This window comes from Streptomyces sp. NPDC053542 (genome assembly GCF_044544685.1).
GTDB lineage: Bacteria > Actinomycetota > Actinomycetes > Streptomycetales > Streptomycetaceae > Streptomyces.
In genome coordinates this window covers 671,550-689,757 of the sequence record NZ_JBITXL010000001.1, presented here as the reverse complement: position 1 = coordinate 689,757, position 18,208 = coordinate 671,550, and the positions used below count along the sequence as shown (strand labels likewise).

The 18,208-nt window shown below is 72.2% G+C and carries 10 protein-coding genes and 1 pseudogene; 7 read left to right on the top strand and 4 right to left on the bottom strand.

What is annotated here, in order from left to right; translation table 11 throughout:
- Window positions 1-93: 93 nt before the first annotated feature.
- Both ACIGXO_RS02990 and ACIGXO_RS02985 read left to right on the top strand, forming a co-directional pair.
- Window positions 94-9,510, top strand: a complete 9,417-nt coding sequence (locus ACIGXO_RS02990; RefSeq protein ID WP_399779378.1) for an amino acid adenylation domain-containing protein — start codon at window positions 94-96, stop codon at window positions 9,508-9,510.
- Window positions 9,507-10,001: a DUF4188 domain-containing protein gene (locus tag ACIGXO_RS02985; RefSeq protein ID WP_399779376.1), complete on the top strand. Its 495-nt coding sequence runs from the start codon at window positions 9,507-9,509 to the stop codon at window positions 9,999-10,001. The genes ACIGXO_RS02990 and ACIGXO_RS02985 overlap by 4 nt, the downstream gene beginning before the upstream one ends.
- Window positions 10,002-10,031: 30 nt before the next feature.
- On the opposite strand, the gene ACIGXO_RS02980 is transcribed toward ACIGXO_RS02985, so the two are convergent.
- Genes ACIGXO_RS02980 through ACIGXO_RS02970 form a run of 3 tightly spaced genes read right to left on the bottom strand, consistent with a single transcriptional unit; the run spans window position 10,032 to window position 12,170 of the window.
- On the bottom strand, window positions 10,032-10,712 hold the full coding sequence (locus tag ACIGXO_RS02980; RefSeq protein ID WP_399779375.1) for a TetR family transcriptional regulator: 681 nt from the start codon (window positions 10,710-10,712) through the stop codon (window positions 10,032-10,034).
- The gene (locus ACIGXO_RS02975) at window positions 10,709-10,903 is read right to left on the bottom strand and encodes a ferredoxin (RefSeq protein WP_399779373.1); all 195 of its coding nucleotides are present in this window, start codon (window positions 10,901-10,903) and stop codon (window positions 10,709-10,711) included. The genes ACIGXO_RS02980 and ACIGXO_RS02975 overlap by 4 nt, the downstream gene beginning before the upstream one ends.
- 40 nt (window positions 10,904-10,943) lie before the next feature.
- A complete protein-coding gene (locus ACIGXO_RS02970; protein WP_399779371.1) occupies window positions 10,944-12,170 on the bottom strand; it encodes a cytochrome P450 in 1,227 nt (408 codons plus the stop codon).
- A 243-nt stretch (window positions 12,171-12,413) separates the two neighbouring features.
- On the opposite strand from ACIGXO_RS02970, the gene ACIGXO_RS02965 reads away from it, so the two are divergent.
- The 4 genes and pseudogenes from ACIGXO_RS02965 (at window position 12,414) to ACIGXO_RS02950 (ending at window position 17,097) form a co-directional block, all read left to right on the top strand.
- Window positions 12,414-13,718 (top strand): extracellular solute-binding protein, encoded by a 1,305-nt coding sequence (locus tag ACIGXO_RS02965; protein WP_399779370.1) that lies wholly within the window; start codon window positions 12,414-12,416, stop codon window positions 13,716-13,718.
- Window positions 13,657-14,616 (top strand): annotated as a pseudogene (locus ACIGXO_RS02960) (carbohydrate ABC transporter permease); the annotation flags it as partial. The gene ACIGXO_RS02965 and the pseudogene ACIGXO_RS02960, both read left to right, overlap by 62 nt.
- Before the next feature lie 11 nt (window positions 14,617-14,627).
- A complete protein-coding gene (locus ACIGXO_RS02955) occupies window positions 14,628-15,461 on the top strand; it encodes a carbohydrate ABC transporter permease (RefSeq protein ID WP_399779979.1) in 834 nt (277 codons plus the stop codon).
- A 4-nt stretch (window positions 15,462-15,465) separates the two neighbouring features.
- The gene (locus tag ACIGXO_RS02950) at window positions 15,466-17,097 is read left to right on the top strand and encodes a beta-N-acetylhexosaminidase (RefSeq protein WP_399779368.1); all 1,632 of its coding nucleotides are present in this window, start codon (window positions 15,466-15,468) and stop codon (window positions 17,095-17,097) included.
- Between the two features lie 65 nt (window positions 17,098-17,162).
- Here ACIGXO_RS02950 and ACIGXO_RS02945 read toward each other — a convergent pair whose 3' ends face one another.
- Window positions 17,163-17,405, bottom strand: coding sequence for a DUF6411 family protein (locus ACIGXO_RS02945; RefSeq protein ID WP_399779366.1), 243 nt, complete (start codon window positions 17,403-17,405; stop codon window positions 17,163-17,165).
- Between the two features lie 168 nt (window positions 17,406-17,573).
- Here ACIGXO_RS02945 and ACIGXO_RS02940 point away from each other — a divergent pair, with 168 nt between their 5' ends.
- Window positions 17,574-18,194 (top strand): L-threonylcarbamoyladenylate synthase, encoded by a 621-nt coding sequence (locus tag ACIGXO_RS02940; RefSeq protein ID WP_399779364.1) that lies wholly within the window; start codon window positions 17,574-17,576, stop codon window positions 18,192-18,194.
- Window positions 18,195-18,208 lie beyond the last annotated feature (14 nt).

Sequence of the window (18,208 nt, the reverse complement as noted above, 5' to 3'; positions counted from 1 at the left end):
GCCACCCGCCGGGCCGACTGTCCGACAAGCTGACCTGACGTGTCGTCAGGCAGAGTGCCGGAATATGTCGCATGTCCCCCTTATCTTGCGCGTATGAGTAGCGTGCCTGATTCCACCTTTAATGACCGGATCGCCATCATCGGTATCGGCTGCCGCCTGCCCGGCCATGCCAACGACCACCGGACGTTCTGGCGGAATCTGGCCGAGGGCCGGGACTGCATCGTCCCGACCCCGGCCGACCGGTACGACGTCACCACCCTGGGCAGCCGGGACCGGGCCAAGCCCGGGCGGCTGGTCGGTGGCCGCGGCGGGTACATCGACGGCTTCGACGCGTTCGACCCGGCGTTCTTCGGCATCAGCCCGCGCGAGGCCACGCACCTCGACCCGCAGCAGCGCAAGCTCCTGGAGGTCTCCTGGGAAGCCCTGGAGGACGGCGGGCAGCGCCCGGCCGGCCTGGCGGGCCGCGACATCGGCGTGTTCATCGGCGCCTTCACGATGGACTACAACATCCTGCACTACGCCGACCTGGACTTCCTGACGGCACACACCACGACCGGCACCATGATGACGATGGTGTCGAACCGCGTCTCGCACGCCTTCGACTTCCGCGGCCCCAGCGTCTCCCTCGACACCGCCTGCAGCTCTTCCCTCGTCGCCGTGCACCTCGCCCGGCAGAGCCTGCTGCGCGGCGAGACCGACCTCGCGCTGGCCGGCGGCACGCTGCTGCACTGCGCGCCGCACTTCACCATCGCCGAGTCCAAGGGCGGCTTCCTCTCCGTCGACGGCCGGTCGCGCGCCTTCGATGCGGCGGCCGACGGCTACGTACGCGCCGAGGGCGTCGCCGTCGTGGCACTGAAACGGCTGGCCGACGCGGTGCGCGACGGCGACTCGGTGCACGCCGTGGTGATCGGCAGCGGGGTGAACCAGGACGGGCGGACCAACGGCATCACCGTGCCGCGCGAGGACGCCCAGGTGGACCTCGTACGGAAGGTGTGCGCCGAGGCGGGCATCGCGCCCGGCAGCCTGCAGTACATCGAGGCGCACGGCACCTCCACCCCGGTCGGCGACCCGATCGAGGCCCGGGCGCTCGGCCGCGTCCTGTCCGCCGGACGACCGCCCGGCGCTCCGTGCTACGTGGGCTCGGTCAAGACCAACATCGGGCACACCGAGGCCGCCGCCGGCATCGCGGGGCTCCTCAAGACGGTGCTCGCTCTGAAGCACGGGAAGATCCCGCCGCATCTGCATCTGGAGCGGCTCAACCCCGCCCTCGACGCGGCCGCGCTGCCCTTTGACATTCCGGACCGGCTGGTCGACTGGCCCGCGCACGACGGGCCCGCCCGGGCGGGCGTCAACTCCTTCGGCTTCGGCGGCACCAACGCCCACGTACTGCTGGAAGAGGCACCGGCACCGGCGCCCGCAGCCCGCCCCGAACCGCCGCAGCGCGACCAGACGATCCTGCCGCTGAGCGCCCGCCACCCGGAGGGGCTGCGCGCACTCGCCACCGGCATCCGGGCCGAGCTCTCCGGCGCGCACGGCACCCCGCCCGCCCTCGCCGACCTCGGCCACACCCTCGCCCACCGTCGCGAACACCACGCGCACCGCCTCGCGGTGGTGTACTCGCCGGCCGCGCCCGACTCGCTGGACGAGGCGCTGGCCGCGTACGAGCGGGACGAGCAGCACCCCCGCGTCGTCACCGGCCACTGCCGCGAGCGCCAACACGTGGGAGCTGCTTGGGTGTTCACCGGAATGGGGCCGCAGTGGTGGGGGATGGGCCGCAGACTGCTGGCGGCCGAACCGGTGTACCGCGCGGCCGTCGAGGCGTGCGACCGCGAGATCCGCGCCCAGGCCGGCTGGTCCCTGCTGGACGAACTCGCCAAGGACGAGGCCGAGTCCAGAATGGGCGAGACCTGGCTCGCGCAGCCCGCCAACTTCGCGCTCCAGACCGGCCTCGCCGCACTGTGGCGCAGCCACGGACTCCGGCCCGACGCCGTCGTCGGCCACAGCACCGGCGAGGTCGCCGCGTGCTACGAAGCCGGGGTCCACACCCTCCCCGAGGCCGTCACGGTGATCCTGCACCGCAGCCGTCTCCAGCACCGGCTGGCCGGCACCGGCACGATGCTGGCCGTCGGGCTGACCGAGGCCGAGGCGGGCCGCCGCGTCCGCGCGCTGCGCGACCGGGTGTCGGTCGCGGCGGTCAACAGCCCCCACGGCGTCACCCTGTCCGGGGACGCGGACGCGCTCCGCGCCCTCGCCGCCGACCTGGAACAGGAACAGGTCTTCGCCCGCTTCCTGGCGGTAGACATCCCGTACCACAGCGTGCGCATGGACCCGATCAGGGACGAACTGCTGGTGGCACTGGCGGATCTGAAGCCGCGCCCGCCCGAGGTACCGCTGTACCTGACGGCCCGCCAGGACGCCACGCCCAGTGACGCGCCGGACGCCGCGTACTGGTGGGAGAACGTCCGCGAGCCGGTCCGCTTCCGGGCGGCCGTCGACCGGCTGGCCGAGGACGGCCACCGCCTCTTCCTGGAGCTCGGACCGCACCCGGTGCTCGGCCACTCGATCACCGAGTGCCTGGAGGCCACGGGCATTGAAGGCCGGACGCTGGCCTCGATGCACCGCCGGGAGGACGAGACCGAACGGTTCCACCGCACGCTCGCCGAACTGCACACGCTGGGCGTCGAGTTGGACTGGGACGGCCTCCAGCCGGGCGGCCGGGTGGTCCCGCTGCCCCGCTACCCCTGGCGCCAGGAGCGGTACTGGTCCGAGCCCGAGGGCATCGCACAGCTCCGGCTCGGCCGCCTCGACCACCCGCTGCTGGGCCGCCGCACCACACACACCCGGCCCACCTGGGAGGTCCGGCTCGACACCGAACAGCTGCCGTACCTCGCGGACCATCGCATCCAGGGCAACGTCGTCTTCCCCGCCGCGGGCTATCTGGAGATGGCGGCACAGGCGGTACGGGCCCTGACCGGCGGCGGCCCCGCGGTGCTGGCCGACATCCGGCTGGCCAAGGCGCTCTTCCTCGACGACGCGCGGCCGACGGCGGTCCAGCTCTCCTTCGCCCCGGATGGCGCGGACTTCACCGTCGCGACGGGCGCGACCGAATCCGCCGTGCACGCCACCGGCGTCGTCCGCGCAGGCCAGCGCCGTGCGCCCGGCCCCGCACTCGACCCGGACGAGGTCCGCTCCCGCACCCGCCGCAGGCTCTCCGGCCGCGAGACGTATGCGGCGCTGGCCGGGCAGGGGTACGAGTACGGCCCGGCGTTCCAGGGCATCGAGGAGGTCTGGACCGGGCCCGGCGAGGCGCTGGCCCGCATCCGGCCGCCGGCCGCGCTCGACGGCGGCGCGGCGGACAGTCACTGCCACCCGGCCCTGCTCGACGCCGCCTTCCAGACCCTGCTGACGACTCTGCTGACGGAGGACGACCGTGCGTCCGGCGGCATCCGTCTGCCGCTCGCGATCGCCGAGGTACGCCTCGACCCGGTCGGCGACCGCCCGTTCTGGGTGCACGCCACCCTCACCCGCCAGGACGCCGACGAGATCACCGGCGACCTCGCGCTGTACGCCGAGGACGGCACCCCACTGGGCGGGATCACCGGTTTCCGAGCGGCGGACGTCGAACGCGCCGCGGCCTCGGTCGGCCTCGGCACGATCGACAACTGGCTGGCCGAGGTCGTCTGGACCGACGCCGAAAACCTTCCGGAGAACACCGACAGCCTTCCGGAGGACACCGACAGCCTTCCGGAGGGCACCGGCAGTCTTCCGGAGGGCACCGACAGCCTTCCGGAGGGCACCGGCAGTCTTCCGGAGGGCACCGGCAGTCTTTCGGAGGACGCGGATCGCCCCGGTGACCTGCTGGTCTTCGCCGACGAGGGCTCGCTCGCCGAGCAGTTGGCCGGGCTCACGCGGGACCGCGGCAAACGCTGCCACCTGGTGCGGCCCGGTACGCACTACACCCACGGCCCGACGGAATCCACCGTCCCGCCCGACTCGGCCGAGGACCTGACCCGCCTCTTCGCCGACCTCGACACCCCCTTCGACGCCGTCGTCCACCTGTGGAACCTGGACCTGCCGGCGCTGGACGGGGCCACCCGTACGGAACTGGACCGGTACGCAGAGATCGGGACGTACTCGCTGGTCCGCCTCGCGCAGCTGCTGCCGGACGCGCAGCCCGGCGCCCGGCTGCACATCGTCACCCGCGGCACCCAGGCCGTGGCCGCAGGCGACCCCGTCGAACCGCTGGGCGCCGCCGCCTGGGGACTCGGCCGGGTCCTGTGGCAGCAGGAACTCACCGCGCAGCGCGGCAAGTTGATCGACCTTCCGGCCGAGCCCGCCGAGGGGGAGGCCGAGGCGCTCTGGCGCGAGCTGGTGGACACGGGCGACGAGGAAATCGCGCTGCGCGGCGGCCAACGACGCACCAGCCGGCTCCGCCCGCCCGCCGGCCTCTCCCGCCCGCTGCCGCTGCGGCTGCGCCCCGACGGTGACTACCTCGTGACCGGCGCGTTCGGCGCACTCGGCCGGGTGCTCTGCCGCACCCTCGTGGAGCGCGGCGCCCGCCGGCTGATCCTGGTGGGCCGCACCCCGCTGCCCGACCGCACACAGTGGCACCGCACCGACCCCGGCACCCCCGCCGGTCAGCGGATCGCCTTCCTCAAGGAGCTGGAGGCGCTCGGCGCCCAGCCGGTCCCGGCCCCGCTGGACATCACCGACGAGGCGGCGCTGACCGCCTGGCTGGCGGACCGTGCAAGCCGCCAACTCCCGCCCATTCGCGGGGTGTTCCACCTCGCGGGCGAGGTCAGGGACGCACTGGTACCGGAGATGGACCGTGCGGCATTCGACGCCGCGTACGCGCCCAAGGTGGCCGGCGGCTGGCTGCTCCACCACCACCTGCGCGACGAACCGCTGGACCACTTCGTCCTCTTCGGCTCCATCGCGGCCCTGCTGACCACCGCCGGGCAGACCAACTACGCGGCCGGCAACGCCTTCCTGGACGCGCTCGCCCACCACCGCAGGGCCCGCGGCCTGCCCGCGCTCAGCCTGGCCTGGGGTCCCTGGGAGGCCGGCATGATCGAGGAGCGCGGCCTCGCGGAGCACTACCGCACGGCACGCGGCATGAGTCCGCTCTCGCCCGCCGCCGGCATGGCCGTACTGGAGCGCACCATCGGCCAGGAGCGGGCGCAGCTCGCCGTCGCCACCGTGACCGACTGGCGGACCGCCACCGCCTGGTACGCCGCGCCGCCCCCGCTCGTCGCCGACCTGGCGGCGGCCGCCGCCGACACCCCGGCGACCGAGGCGCGCGGCACCTTCCTGGAGACCTTCCACGCGACGGAGGGCGAGGAGGCCCGCCGCCACCTGATCACGGAGCGGTTCAGTGAGCTGGTTGCCGCTGTGCTCGGCGTACCGTGCGAAAGCGTCGACCCGGCGGCCGGGCTGCTCGCGCTGGGCCTGGACTCCCTGCTGGCGATGGAGCTGCGCGCCAGGGCCGGCACGGAGCTGGGCGTCACGGTCCCGGTGGTGGCGCTGCTCAGCGGCGAGCCGGTCGAAGCGCTGACCACCCGGCTGTACGAAGGGCTGCTGGCGGCCGGCGGGCCCGAGGCCGCGCCCGCGGCGGAGCAGCACATCGACGAGGAGCGGTACCCCCTCACGTACAACCAGAAGGCGCTGTGGTTCCTCCGGGAACTCGACCCGGACGCGTACGCCTACAACATCGGCGGCGCGACGCTGGTGCACAGCGAACTCGACCCGGACCTGTTCGTCACCGCCTTCCGCCTCCTGGTGGAACGGCATCCGTGCCTGCGGACCACCTTCGTCGCGGAGGAGGGACGTCCCGTGCAGCGCGTCTCCCCGGAGGCGCGCGTCGACGTGGCCGTGGTCGACGCGCAGGGCGAGGACTGGGACGCCGTACGCGAACAGCTGATCCAGGAGTACCGCAGGCCGTACGACCTGACGCGCGGCCCGCTGGTCCGGCTCCGCCTCTACAAGCTCGCCCCGGACCGCTGGGTGACCCTCAACGGCGTCCACCACATCATCTCCGACGCCCACTCCGTCTTCACCTTCGTCGAGGAGGTGTTCGCGCTCTACGACGCGCTGCGGCACGGCAGGCCGGCCGAACTCCCGCCGCTGCCCGCCCGCTACCTGGACTTCCTCAACCAGCAGAACAGCCTGCTCGCCGGACCCGAGGCGCAGCGCATGCTCGACTACTGGCGGGCGCATCTGCCGGCGCGCATCCCTCACCTGGAACTGCCCACGGACAAGCCCCGCCCCGCGGTGGCCACCCACCGTGGCGCCTCCGAGTTCTTCGAGATCGACGCCGCGCTCGGCGCCCGGGTGCACGCGCTGTCGCTCCGTCACGGCGTCACGCCCTTCATGGTGCTGCTGAGCGCGTACTACCTGCTGCTGCACCGCTACTCGGGCCAGGACGACCTCATCGTCGGCAGCCCCGTCAGCGGCCGCACCCGCCCGGAATTCACCCCGGTGTACGGCTACTTCGTCAACCCGCTGCCGCTCCACGTCAGCCTGGCCGGGGACCCTTCGGTGGCCGAGCTGCTCGCCCGTACCCGCGACACGGTGCTGGGCGGCCTGGACAACGGGGAGTACCCGTTCGTCCTCCTGGTCGAGCAACTGGGGCTGCCGCACGACGCAAGCCGCTCGGCCGTGTTCCAGTCGATGTTCGCCCTGCTCACCCACCAGCTCGGCGAGGAGCTGTCGGGATACCGGGCGGAGAACATTCAACTCCCGGAGCAGGAAGGGCAGTTCGACCTGACGCTGGTGGCCTGCGAGGAACCCGCGGACGGGCGCTTCACCTGCGCGCTGAAGTACAACACCGACCTGTTCCACGCGGCGACGGCCCACCGGATGGCCGGGCACTACCTGAACCTGCTGGACGCGCTGACCCGCGCCCCCGCCGAGGCACCGGCCGCCCGGCTGCCCCTGCTCGGCCCCGAGGAGCGCGACCGCATCCTGACCCGGTGGAGCGGGACGGGCCGGACCGCGGACCACGATGTGCCGGTACCCGACCTCATCCGGCGGCGCGCCGCCGAACGGCCCGGAGCCGTCGCCGTCGTGGCCCCCGTGGCAGCCGGCGAAACCCACCGGCTCACCTATGCCGAGCTGGACGAACGGTCCCGCGGGGCGGCCCGCCGGCTGCGCGCACTGGGCGTGCGCGACGGCGCCGTGGTGGCCGTCCGCATGGCCAAGTCGCCGGAGCTGATCGTCACGCTCCTCGCGGTGCTGCGGGCGGGCGGCTGCTACCTGCCGCTGGATCCCGGGCACCCGGCCGACCGGACGGCCCGCCTGGTCGCGGACGCGGGCGCCGTCCTGCTCGTGGCGGACCGGGCCGCCGAGCCCGGCGGGAACGGGCCCGCGGTGGTCACCCCGGACGACCTGGACGCGCCGGCGCCGGAGGACAGCGGTACCTCGGCAGCCACCGAGCCGCCGATCGACCTGGACGCGCCCGCCTACGTCCTCCACACCTCCGGCTCGACCGGCCGCCCCAAGGCCGTCCGGGTCAGCCACCGCAACCTCGCCGCCGTGCACGCCGCCTGGCGCACCGAGTACGGCCTCGACGACGGGGCCGGCGTCCACCTCCAGATGGCCGCCCCCTCCTTCGACGTCTTCACCGGCGACCTGGTGCGCGCGCTGTGCTCCGGCGGCACCCTGCTCCTCGCCGACCGCGATCTGCTCTTCGACACCCACCGGCTCTACCGGACCATGGCCGAGGAGCGGGTCGACTGCGCGGAATTCGTCCCGGCGGTCGCCCGCGGCCTGATCGGCCACTGCGAGGCGGCCGGACTGCGGCTGGACTTCCTGCGCCTGCTCATCGTCGGCTCGGACACCTGGCGGGCGGGCGAGCACCGGCGGCTGCACGCCCTGTGCGGACCGCGGACCCGACTGATCAACTCGTACGGGCTGACCGAGGCCACCATCGACAGCGCGTACTTCGAAGGCCCGGTGGACGGCCTCGCACCGGGCGCGACCGTCCCGATCGGCCGCCCGCTGCCCAACAGTGAGCTGTACATCCTCGACCGGTACGGCGAGCCGGTGCCGCCCGGCGTGACCGGCGAGCTCTTCATCGGCGGCGCCGGCCTCGCGACCGGCTACCTCGGCGACCCGGAGGAGACCGCGCGCCGCTTCCCGGTGTGCGTGCTGGACGGCACTCCGCGCCGGCTCTGCCGCACCGGCGACCTGGCCCGCTGGTCGGCGGACGGCACGGTCCATCTGCTCGGACGCGTGGACCGCCAGGTCAAAGTGCGCGGCCACCGCGTGGAGACCGGCGAGGTCGAGGACCGGCTGGCCCGCTGCGCCGCGCTGCGCCAGGTCCACGTCACGACCCGCCGGACCGACGGCGGCGACAACACCCTGTGCGCCTACTACGTACCGGACGAAGGGGCCCGCGTGGACCGGGGCGAGCTGCGCCGGCGGCTCGCCGAACACCTCCCCGCCTACATGATCCCCTCGCACTTCGTGGCGCTGCCCGCACTGCCGCTGACCGCGAACGGCAAGGTCGACGCCGCCGCACTGCCCGCTCCCGTCCACGAGCCGGAGACCCGGGCCCCCGAAGCCCCGGCCACTCCCTACGAGGTACGGATGGCCGTGCACTGGCAGGCCCTGCTCGGCCGCGAACGCCTCGGCCCGCACCACGACTTCTTCGAGGAGGGCGGACACTCGCTCGCCCTCATCGAGCTGATCCACCACCTGCGCATCGAGTACGGCACGGAGATCCCCGTCGGCCCGCTGTTCAAGGACACCACGCTGCGCGGCATGGCCCGCACGGTCGAGCGGGTGGTCGCCGGCACATCGGGCGAGGCCGTGCCGTACGTCTGCTTCGGCCCCGACGACCCGGTACCGGACCGGACGCTCTTCTGCTTCCCGCCCGCGGGCGGCCACGGCGCTGCCTACCGCGAACTCGCCACTCACCTCCCTGACTTCCACGTCGTCGCGTTCGACTACCTCCCCGGCGAGGCCAAGGTCGCCCGCTATGCCGATCTGATCGAGGGCCGGCAGCCGGAAGGGCCGTGCGCTCTCCTCGGCTACTCGCTCGGCGGCAACCTCGCCTTCGAAGTGGCCAAGGAGCTCGAACGCCGGGGGAGGGAAGTGTCCCGGCTGGTCCTGCTGGACTCCTATCGCTTCACGGAGGCCGGGCCGCTGGGCGCCGAGCAGCTGGCCCGCTTCGAGGAAGGGCTGCGCGACCGGCTGGGGGAGCGGGCCGGCGCCGGCCCGCTCGCCGAGGAGACCATCGGCCAGGCCCGGGACTACCTCAACTTCTGCTGCCGCACGCCGAATCTCGGCACCGTCGCCGCACCGATCACGGTGATCGCCGCCGAGCGGAGCGGACTGCCGTACGTACTCGGGAAACGGGCCGGCTGGCAGGAGAGTTCCCGTTCCGGCGCGGTCCGGCTCGACGGCTCCGGCACCCACGACGAGCTGCTCGATCCCGCGCACCTCGGCCACAACGCCCGGCTCGCCCGCGAGGCCCTGGCGGGCGCGGAGTGCGGGGTGCCCGCGTGACGCGCCGTACACCGCCGCTGATCCCGGGCCGCAACACCGCGGCGACCACCGGTGACCTGGTCGTCTTCGTCGTCGGCATGCGCATCAACAGGTTTCGCTCGCCGCGGGACTGGGTGCCGGTGAGCCGGGCGACGGGGCCGGTGATCAGAGAGCTGATGACCGCCCGGGACAGTGGCCTGCTGGGCTCCCGGACCCGGCTGGGCCTGCCCCGGGTGATCGAGGTGATCCAGTACTGGGAGTCGCAGGAGAAGCTGCTCGCGTACGCCTCGGACGCGCGGCGGCAGCACCGGCCCGCGTGGGCGGAGTTCAACCGGCGGGTCCGGGAGAGCCGCGGCGCCGTGGGCATCTTCCACGAGAACTACACCGTGTCGGCGGGCGCGTACGAGACGATCTATGTCGACATGCCGCTGTACGGGCTGGCCGCCGCCACCGGAATCCGCCCCGTCGGCGAGCGCGGCGACACGGCGGCCGCCCGGCTGGGCCTCCGGTGAGCCTCGAGCGGTAAGCCTTGAACGGGTCTCCTACCGCCCGGCCTCGCCGAGCAGCGCGGTGGAGAGCCCGCACAGCGCCGTGATGAGGTCCTGCCCCAGCAGCCGCCAGCGCGCCTCCGCCTCCCGCTGCTCGATCCGGCCGTTGGCCAGGTCGTACTCCAGCTCCGCGAAGGCGTGCACGCTGAGCTGCCGCACCATCGCGCTGTACCGCTGGAACAGCCCGGGCGGGAAGTCCTTCCGCCGCACCGCGCCGTGCGTGTTGAGCATGCGGATCGACGGCGTGTTCAGCTGCTCCTGGATCACGTACTCCCGCAGCGCCGGTTCCACGATCGCCTGGGCGAAGAAGCGCGCGCCCCAGGTCGGCGCGGCCGCTTCGATGTGGTACTCGACGCCCGGCAGGATGAGGCACGCGTAGTGCTCCTCCCGCGTCACCGGCCGCTCCGTGGCGAGCAGCGTCTCCACCATGGCGATGCGGCGCTCCTCGATGACGTCCGTGTAGCTCGACAGGATCGCCTTGATGAGCTCGTCACGGCCGTTGAAGTGGTACTGCACCGCGGAGTTGTTGCGCTGGCCGGCCGCCTCGCTGATCTGCCGGACCGAGACGTTCGCGAAGCCCTTCTCGGCGTAGAGCCGCTCCGCGGTGCGCATGAGCTTCTGCCGCGCGACCGCGGAGCGGGAGGACGGCGGGGCGGCCGGTGCTGGCGTCATCATTCCGCGAGTCGGATGGCTCCGGTCGGGCACCCCGCGGCCGCGGCGCGCACCTCTTCGAAGTCCTCGGGCGACGGCGCTTCCGCCAGGAGCATCACGACACCGTCCTCCTCCCGCTGGTCAAAGACCTGATCGGCCCTGAGCACACACAATCCGCTGCCGCAGCACGCTTCCTGGTCCACGGTGATCTTCATGCTACCTCCTCGTTCCCCGCCGCCCCGGTGCTCCAAAACCTCACCAGGTGACCCACAGTTCCTCCAGGCCGCCGGCCGCGACGCCGTCCCGGGGGCGCAGCTCCTCCGGCTTGTCCCGCAGCCGCAGGCCGGGCAGCCGCCTGGCGAACGTGCCCAGGACGACCTGCAGTTCCACCCGGGCCAGCGTCTGGCCGACGCAGAAGTGCGGACCCGCGCCGAAGGTGACGTGCTGGCTGTTGTTCTCGCGGCGCGGGTCGAACCGGTCGGGCTCGGGGAACTTGCGCGCGTCCCGGTTGGCGGCCGCCATGTTGACCAGCAGGTTGCTGCCCGCGCCGACCGGGACCCCGCCGACCTCGGTGTCCTCCGTGATGAACCGGGGAATGCCGACGCCCGCGAGCGGGTCCATCCGCAGGGACTCCTCCACCGTGCCCCGGATCAGCTCCGGGTCGGCGACCACCGCCTCGTAGCGCTCCCGTTCGGCCAGCAGCAGCGCCGTCATCTTCATGATCATGTTCGAGGTGGTCTCGTGGCCGGCCAGCAGCAGGCCGCGCGCCGTGGAGACCAGCTCGTCGTGGCTGAGCCGGCCGTCCTCGCTGTCCGAGATCAGCGTCAGCTCGCTGAGCAGATCGTCACCCGGGTGCGCGCGCTTCCGCTCGACCAGGTCCGAGGCGTAGTCCAGGAACGCCTGCTGCGCCGCGTCGACCTCCTCCTGCGTGTACTTGGTCAGCGTCAGCGCCACCTCCGACCAGTACGCGAACTTCTCCTGGTCCTCGCTCGGCGCGCCCAGCAGGGCGCAGATGACCTGGACCGGCAGCGGCAGCGCGAGGGCCGTGCGGAGGTCGGCGGGGGAGCCCCCGGCCAGCATGGCGTCCACCAGCTCGTCGGCCATGCCCTGGATGCGCGGCCGCCACGCCTCCATCTTCTTCACCGTGAAGGCGCGACTGAGCAGCCGGCGCCAGCGCTGGTGGCCCGGGCCCTCCTGGATGTCCGTGGCGCCGGGGTTGCGCCGGCTGAACATCCCGCCGTCCTCGGTGTTCGACAGGCGCGCCCCGCCCTCCCGCGCGAGGTTGCGGCTGAACCGCGGGTCGGCCAGCAGGGTGCGGACCTCGTCGTATCCGGTCAGCAGCCCGACGACGTCGCCGCTGGGCATGCGCACGTGCGCCACCGGGCACTTCGCGCGGTTCTCGGCCCACTCCTGCGGCGGCTCCAGTACGTGGGGCTGGGCGAACGGGTAGTCGGGGATCGGTGTGGCGGCCTCGTCGGTCATGGGGGTCTCCTCCGGGCATCGGCAACCCGGCCACCGTAAGACGCGTGTCTTACTAAGGCAATCGTCTTAAGTTCGATTGGCTGATACCGAACGCCAGTTGAGTGGTAGAGACCACTTGTCGGCGACCTTCGGCGCCCATATGATCCCGCCAGGTTGTGCAGAGCGAAACGTCCATTGCGTATGTTGCAATGACGCGGGCTCCGGTCCGCCATGTGTGGCAGCGCTCGATCTGTAGGGGTGCCGATGACCGCGTATGCCCGAATAGCCGCTCCACTGGCGGGGCTTGTCCTCGCCGGCCTCGCCGTCACCGGCTGCGCTCCGCAGACCTCGGCGAGCGGCGGGACCAAGGACGAGAAGAGCGGGACGCTGCGCGTGTGGCTGTTCCGGGAGGTCGGCAACAAGCCCAAGGAGAAGGTCGTCGACGCGGCCGTCGCCGCGTTCGAGAAGCAGCACAAGGGCACCGACGTGCAGGTCGAGTACATCCCGGTCGACACCCGCGCCCAGCGCATCAAGGCCGCGTTCAACGACCCCGCGAGCGCGCCGGACCTCATCGAGTACGGCAACACCGACACCGCCGGCTACGTCAAGGACGGCGGCCTCGCCGACGTCACCGCCGAATACACCGCCTGGAAGGAAGCGAAGGACACCGACCCCACCGCGAAGCAGTCCGTGACCGTCGGCGGCAAGGTCTACGGCGCGCCGCTCTTCGTCGGCGTGCGCGCGCTGTACTACCGCACCGACGTCCTGAAGGACCTGGGCATCGCCCCGCCCGAGTCCCAGGCGGAGCTGGTCGCCGCCGCGAAGAAGATCCACAAAGCCCGGCCCGGCCTCTACGGCCTCGCGGTCGGCGGCGCGTACACCTACGGCGCCCTGCCCTTCCTCTGGGCCCAGGGCGGCGAACTCGCCGTACAGCGCGGCGACACCTACCGGGCCGCCGTCAACACCCCCGAGGCCCGCAAGGGCATCGAGACGTACGCCGCCCTCTTCGGCGACGCCAACTGCCCGGCCGACAAGTGCGCCTCCATGGGCGGCAACGCCACCGTCACCGCCTTCACCTCCGGCAAGGCGGCCATGGCGATCGGCGGCGACTTCAGCCACGCCGCCGTCGAGGCGAGCAAGGCCAAGGGCAAGTACGCGGTCGTCCCGCTGCCCGGGGCGAAGAAGGGATCGATCGCCCCGGCCTTCGCGGGCGGCAACAACATCGGCGTCCTGAAGAGCACCTCGCACCGCACCCTCGCGGTGGCCCTCATGAAGTCGCTGACCGGCAAGGAATCCCAGCGCCGGCTCTTCGACGCGATGGGCTTCCTGCCGACGTACACCGACGTACTGGACGAGGCCGCGAAGAAGCAGCCGTACGTCGCGCCGTTCGTCAAAACCCTGCACGCCGGCGCCAAGTTCGTCCCCGCCTCACCGGCCTGGGGCCAGATCGACGCCTCGCTGATCCTCCCGACCATGTACCAGGAGATCGTCAGCGGCCGTAAGAGCGTGGCCCGGGCGTCCGACGACGCGGCGAAGAAGATGGACGCCGCGTTCTCCGCCGCGCAGTGAGGACGCACCGTTGACCGCCCTGCGCCGCCCCGGCTGGACCCCCTGGCTCTACCTGCTGCCCGCGCTCGTCCTGCTCGCCGGACTGCTCGTCTACCCGATCTACCAGCTCGGCCTGATCTCCTTCCTGGAGTACACCCAGGCCCAGGTCAGCGGCGGGCAGCCGACCTCCTTCCAGGGATTCGGCAACTACGCGGCGCTCTTCGGCGACGGCGAGTTCTGGCGGGTGCTCCTCGCCACCGTCCTCTTCGCCGCCGCCTGCGTGCTCGCCACCCTCCTGGCCGGCTGCGCCCTCGCCGTCCTGCTCACCCGCGTCCGCGCGCTGCCCCGGCTCGTCCTGATGCTGGCCGCGCTCGGCGCCTGGGCCACCCCCGCCATCACCGGCTCCACCGTCTGGGTCTTCCTCTTCGACCCCGACTTCGGCCCCGTCAACAGGGTGCTCGGGCTCGGCGACTTCTCCTGGACGTACGGCCGGTACAGCGCGTTCGTCCTGGTCCTCCTCGAAGTCGTGTGGTGCTCGTTCCCGTTCGTGATGGTGACCGTGTACGCGGGCATCCGCGCCGTCCCCGCCGAAGTGCTGGAGGCGGCCGCGCTCGACGGCGCCTCGCAGTGGCGCACCTGGCGCTCGGTCCTGGCGCCGATCCTGCGGCCGATCCTCGTCGTCGTCACCATCCAGTCGGTCATCTGGGACTTCAAGGTCTTCACCCAGATCTATGTGATGACGGGCGGCGGCGGCATCGCCGGACAGAACCTCGTGCTCAATGTGTACGCGTACCAGAAGGCGTTCGCCTCCTCGCAGTACAGCCTCGGCTCGGCCATCGGCGTCGTCATGCTGCTGATCCTGCTGGCCGTCACGCTGGTGTACCTGCGCATCGTGCGGCGCCAGGGGGAGGAACTGTGAGCCTGCCGATCATGAGGGCGGTCCGGCGGCCGGGACGGCTGGCCGCCGAGGCCGCCGCCCTGGCCATCGCCGCCCTCGTCGCCTTCCCGCTGTACTGGACGGTCCTCTCGGCCTTCAAGCCGGCGAACGAGATCCAGTCCACCGACCCCCGCCCCTGGACCCTCGCCCCCTCCCTCGACGCCTTCCGCCGCGTCTTCGAGCAGCAGGACTTCGGCCGGTACTTCCTCAACAGCCTGTTCGTGGCCGGTACGGTCGTCCTCGCCTCCGCGCTGATCGCCTTCCTGGCCGCCACCGCGGTCACCCGCTTCCGCTTCCGGTTCCGCACCACCCTGCTGATCATGTTCCTGGTCGCGCAGATGGTGCCGGTCGAGGCGCTCACCATCCCGCTGTTCTTCCTCATGCGGGACTTCGGGCAGCTCAACACCCTCGGCTCGCTGATCCTGCCGCACCTCGCCTTCTCGCTGCCGTTCGCCATCTGGATGCTGCGCGGCTTCGTCAGGGCGGTGCCGGACGCGCTGGAGGAGCAGGCCGCGATCGACGGCGCGAGCCGCACCCGCTTCCTCTGGCAGATCCTCTTCCCGCTGGTCTTCCCCGGCCTCGCCGCGACCAGCGTCTTCTCCTTCATCTCCACCTGGAACGACTTCCTGTTCGCCAAGTCCTTCCTCATCAGCGACACCTCGCAGTCCACCCTGCCCATGGCACTGCTGGTCTTCTTCAAGCCCGATGAGAACGACTGGGGAGGGATCATGGCCGCCTCTACCGTGATGACCCTCCCCGTCCTGGTCTTCTTCGTACTCGTACAGCGCCGACTGGTCTCCGGACTGGGCGGCGCGGTCAAGGACTGATGCCATGAACGCCCAACTGCTGCCTATTCCACGCCACTTGGATGTCACCGGCGGTGCCGGATGCGTCCTGGAGGCGTCCACCACGCTCGCGGCCGGTCCCGGCACCGAAACCACCGAGCGCTGGCTGCGCGGCACGCTGGGCGCCGCGCTGGGACTGACGCTCCCGCCGGGCCCGGCCGACGCGTCCGGCACGATCACCCTCGCCGTCGAGGACGGCTTCCCGCCCGAGGACTATCGGCTCGACACCACCGGCGGCGCCGTACGGATCACCGGCGGCGGCCCGGCCGGCGTCTTCTGGGGCGCCCAGACCCTGCGCCAGCTCCTCGGCGCCGACGCCTTCCGTCGCGCCCCCCTCCACGCCGAGGCGACCTGGGGCCTGCCCGCCGTACGCATCGGGGACGGCCCCCGCTTCTCCTGGCGCGGCATGATGCTCGACGTCGCCCGGCACTTCCTCCCCAAGGACGACGTGCTGCGCTACCTCGACCTGCTCGCCGCGCACAAGCTGAACGTCTTCCACTTCCACCTCACCGACGACCAGGGCTGGCGCATCGAGATCAAGCGCCACCCGCGCCTCACCGAAGTCGGCTCCTGGCGCGCCCGCACCAAGTGGGGCCACCGCGCGTCGGAACTGTGGGACGAGACGCCGCACGGCGGGTACTACACGCAGGACGACGTCCGGGAGATCGTCGCGTACGCCGCCGAGCGGCACATCCGCGTCGTCCCCGAGATCGACATCCCCGGCCACTCGCAGGCCGCCATCGCCGCCTACCCGTGGCTCGGCAACACCGACGTCGTCGACACCGCTGCCCTCCAGGTCTGGGACAACTGGGGCGTCAGCCCGCACATCCTCGCCCCCACGGACGCCACCCTCCGCTTCTACGAGGGCGTCCTGGAGGAGGTACTGGAGCTCTTCCCGGCCGACGTCTCACCCTTCGTGCACATCGGCGGCGACGAGTGCCCCAAGGACCAGTGGCGGCGGTCCCCGGCCGCGCAGGCCCGCATCGCGGAGCTGGGCCTCGCCGACGAGGACGGACTCCAGTCCTGGTTCATCCGCCACTTCGACCGCTGGCTGACCGCGCGCGGCCGCCGCCTCATCGGCTGGGACGAGATCCTGGAGGGCGGCCTCGCCGAAGGCGCCGCGGTCTCCTCCTGGCGCGGCTACGCGGGCGGCATCGCCGCCGCCGAGGCCGGGCACGACGTCGTGATGTGCCCGGAGCAGCAGGTGTACCTGGACCACCGCCAGCACGGCGGCCCCGACGAGCCGATGCCCATCGGCTACGTACGCACACTGGAGGACGTCTACCGGTTCGAACCCATCCCGCCGGGCCTTTCCCCCGAGGCCGCCGGGCACATCCTCGGCACCCAGGCCAACGTCTGGACCGAGGTCATGCAGAACCGCTCCCGCGTCGATTACCAGGTCTTCCCCCGGCTCGCCGCGTTCGCCGAGGTCGCCTGGTCCGCGCTGCCGAGGCCGGCGGAACGGGACTACCCGGCCTTCGAGGCGCGGATGGCCGGTCACTACGCGCGACTGGACGCACTCGGCGTCGACTACCGCCCGCCCGGCGGTCCGCTGCCCCGGCAGCGCCGGCCCGGCGTGCTCGGCCGGCCGATCGAGGGCGCACCGCCGGAGGTGTGACACCGGCACCGCTGTACGACGTGACGTACCGGCACACCGCTCTACGGCCTGATGTACCGCACACCTCAGAAGGGCATACGGGAGCGGCCCCTACGGCCGGCGCGGCCGCTCTTCCCCACCGCCCGGTTGCTGCTGCGGAACGGCGCGCTCAGCAGCCGCCCCACAAAGCCGGGAGCCTTGCCCGCCCCACGCGCGCCCGCACCGAGCGACTTCTGCGTGCCCCGCTGCGGGCGCCGGGACAACCTCGGTACGACGAACCCCAGGACCAGCATGAGCACACACACGACAGCGATGACCGCTACCACCATCACGCTCTCCTCTCCGCTGCGGGCTGTCCCACCCCTCCCGACTACCCCCGGGAACGGACCTCACGGCCATTACCGCGCCGACGGCCGGTTTCGCCCACTGGCCGCCGCTGCCGGAATTACCGGCTCCGTCTTTCGGTGATCCGGCCGAACATCGCCTACGCTCGACGGATGGCGAAGTACTTTGACGTGCACCCCGAAAACCCGCAGCCGCGCACCATCGGCAGTGTGGCCGACAGCATCCGCTCGGGCGCGCTCGTCGCCTACCCGACGGACTCCTGTTTCGCCCTCGGCTGCCAGCTGGGCAGCCGGGACGGCATCGACCGGATCAAGTCCATCCGGAACCTCGACGACCGCCACCACTTCACCCTGGTGTGCCAGAACTTCGCGCAGCTCGGCCAGTTCGTCCAGATCGACAACGACGTGTTCCGGGCCATCAAGGCCGCGACGCCCGGCAGTTACACCTTCATCCTCCCGGCGACGAAGGAAGTGCCGCGCAAGCTGCTGCACGCGAAGAAGAAGACGGTCGGCGTCCGCATCCCCGACCACGTCGTCGCGCAGGCGCTCCTCGCCGAACTGGGCGAGCCGCTGCTCTCCAGCACCCTGCTCCTGCCCGACGAGGACGAACCGCTGACGCAGGGCTGGGAGATCAAGGAACGGCTCGACCACGTGGTGGACGCGGTGGTCGACTCGGGCGACTGCGGCACCGAGCCGACCACGGTCATCGACTTCTCCGGCAGCGAACCCGAGATCGTCCGCCGGGGAGCGGGCGACCCGACGCGGTTCGAGTGAGCGCTGTTACCGGC

Coding starts and splice junctions, on each gene's coding strand:
- ACIGXO_RS02945 (WP_399779366.1), bottom strand. CDS start 17,405: ATGGTGGTAGCGGTCATCGCTGTCGTGTGTGTGCTCATGCTGGTCCTG.
- ACIGXO_RS02990 (WP_399779378.1), top strand. CDS start 94: ATGAGTAGCGTGCCTGATTCCACCTTTAATGACCGGATCGCCATCATC.
- ACIGXO_RS02970 (WP_399779371.1), bottom strand. CDS start 12,170: ATGACCGACGAGGCCGCCACACCGATCCCCGACTACCCGTTCGCCCAG.
- ACIGXO_RS02975 (WP_399779373.1), bottom strand. CDS start 10,903: ATGAAGATCACCGTGGACCAGGAAGCGTGCTGCGGCAGCGGATTGTGT.
- ACIGXO_RS02950 (WP_399779368.1), top strand. CDS start 15,466: ATGAACGCCCAACTGCTGCCTATTCCACGCCACTTGGATGTCACCGGC.
- ACIGXO_RS02955 (WP_399779979.1), top strand. CDS start 14,628: ATGAGGGCGGTCCGGCGGCCGGGACGGCTGGCCGCCGAGGCCGCCGCC.
- ACIGXO_RS02980 (WP_399779375.1), bottom strand. CDS start 10,712: ATGATGACGCCAGCACCGGCCGCCCCGCCGTCCTCCCGCTCCGCGGTC.
- ACIGXO_RS02940 (WP_399779364.1), top strand. CDS start 17,574: ATGGCGAAGTACTTTGACGTGCACCCCGAAAACCCGCAGCCGCGCACC.
- ACIGXO_RS02965 (WP_399779370.1), top strand. CDS start 12,414: ATGACCGCGTATGCCCGAATAGCCGCTCCACTGGCGGGGCTTGTCCTC.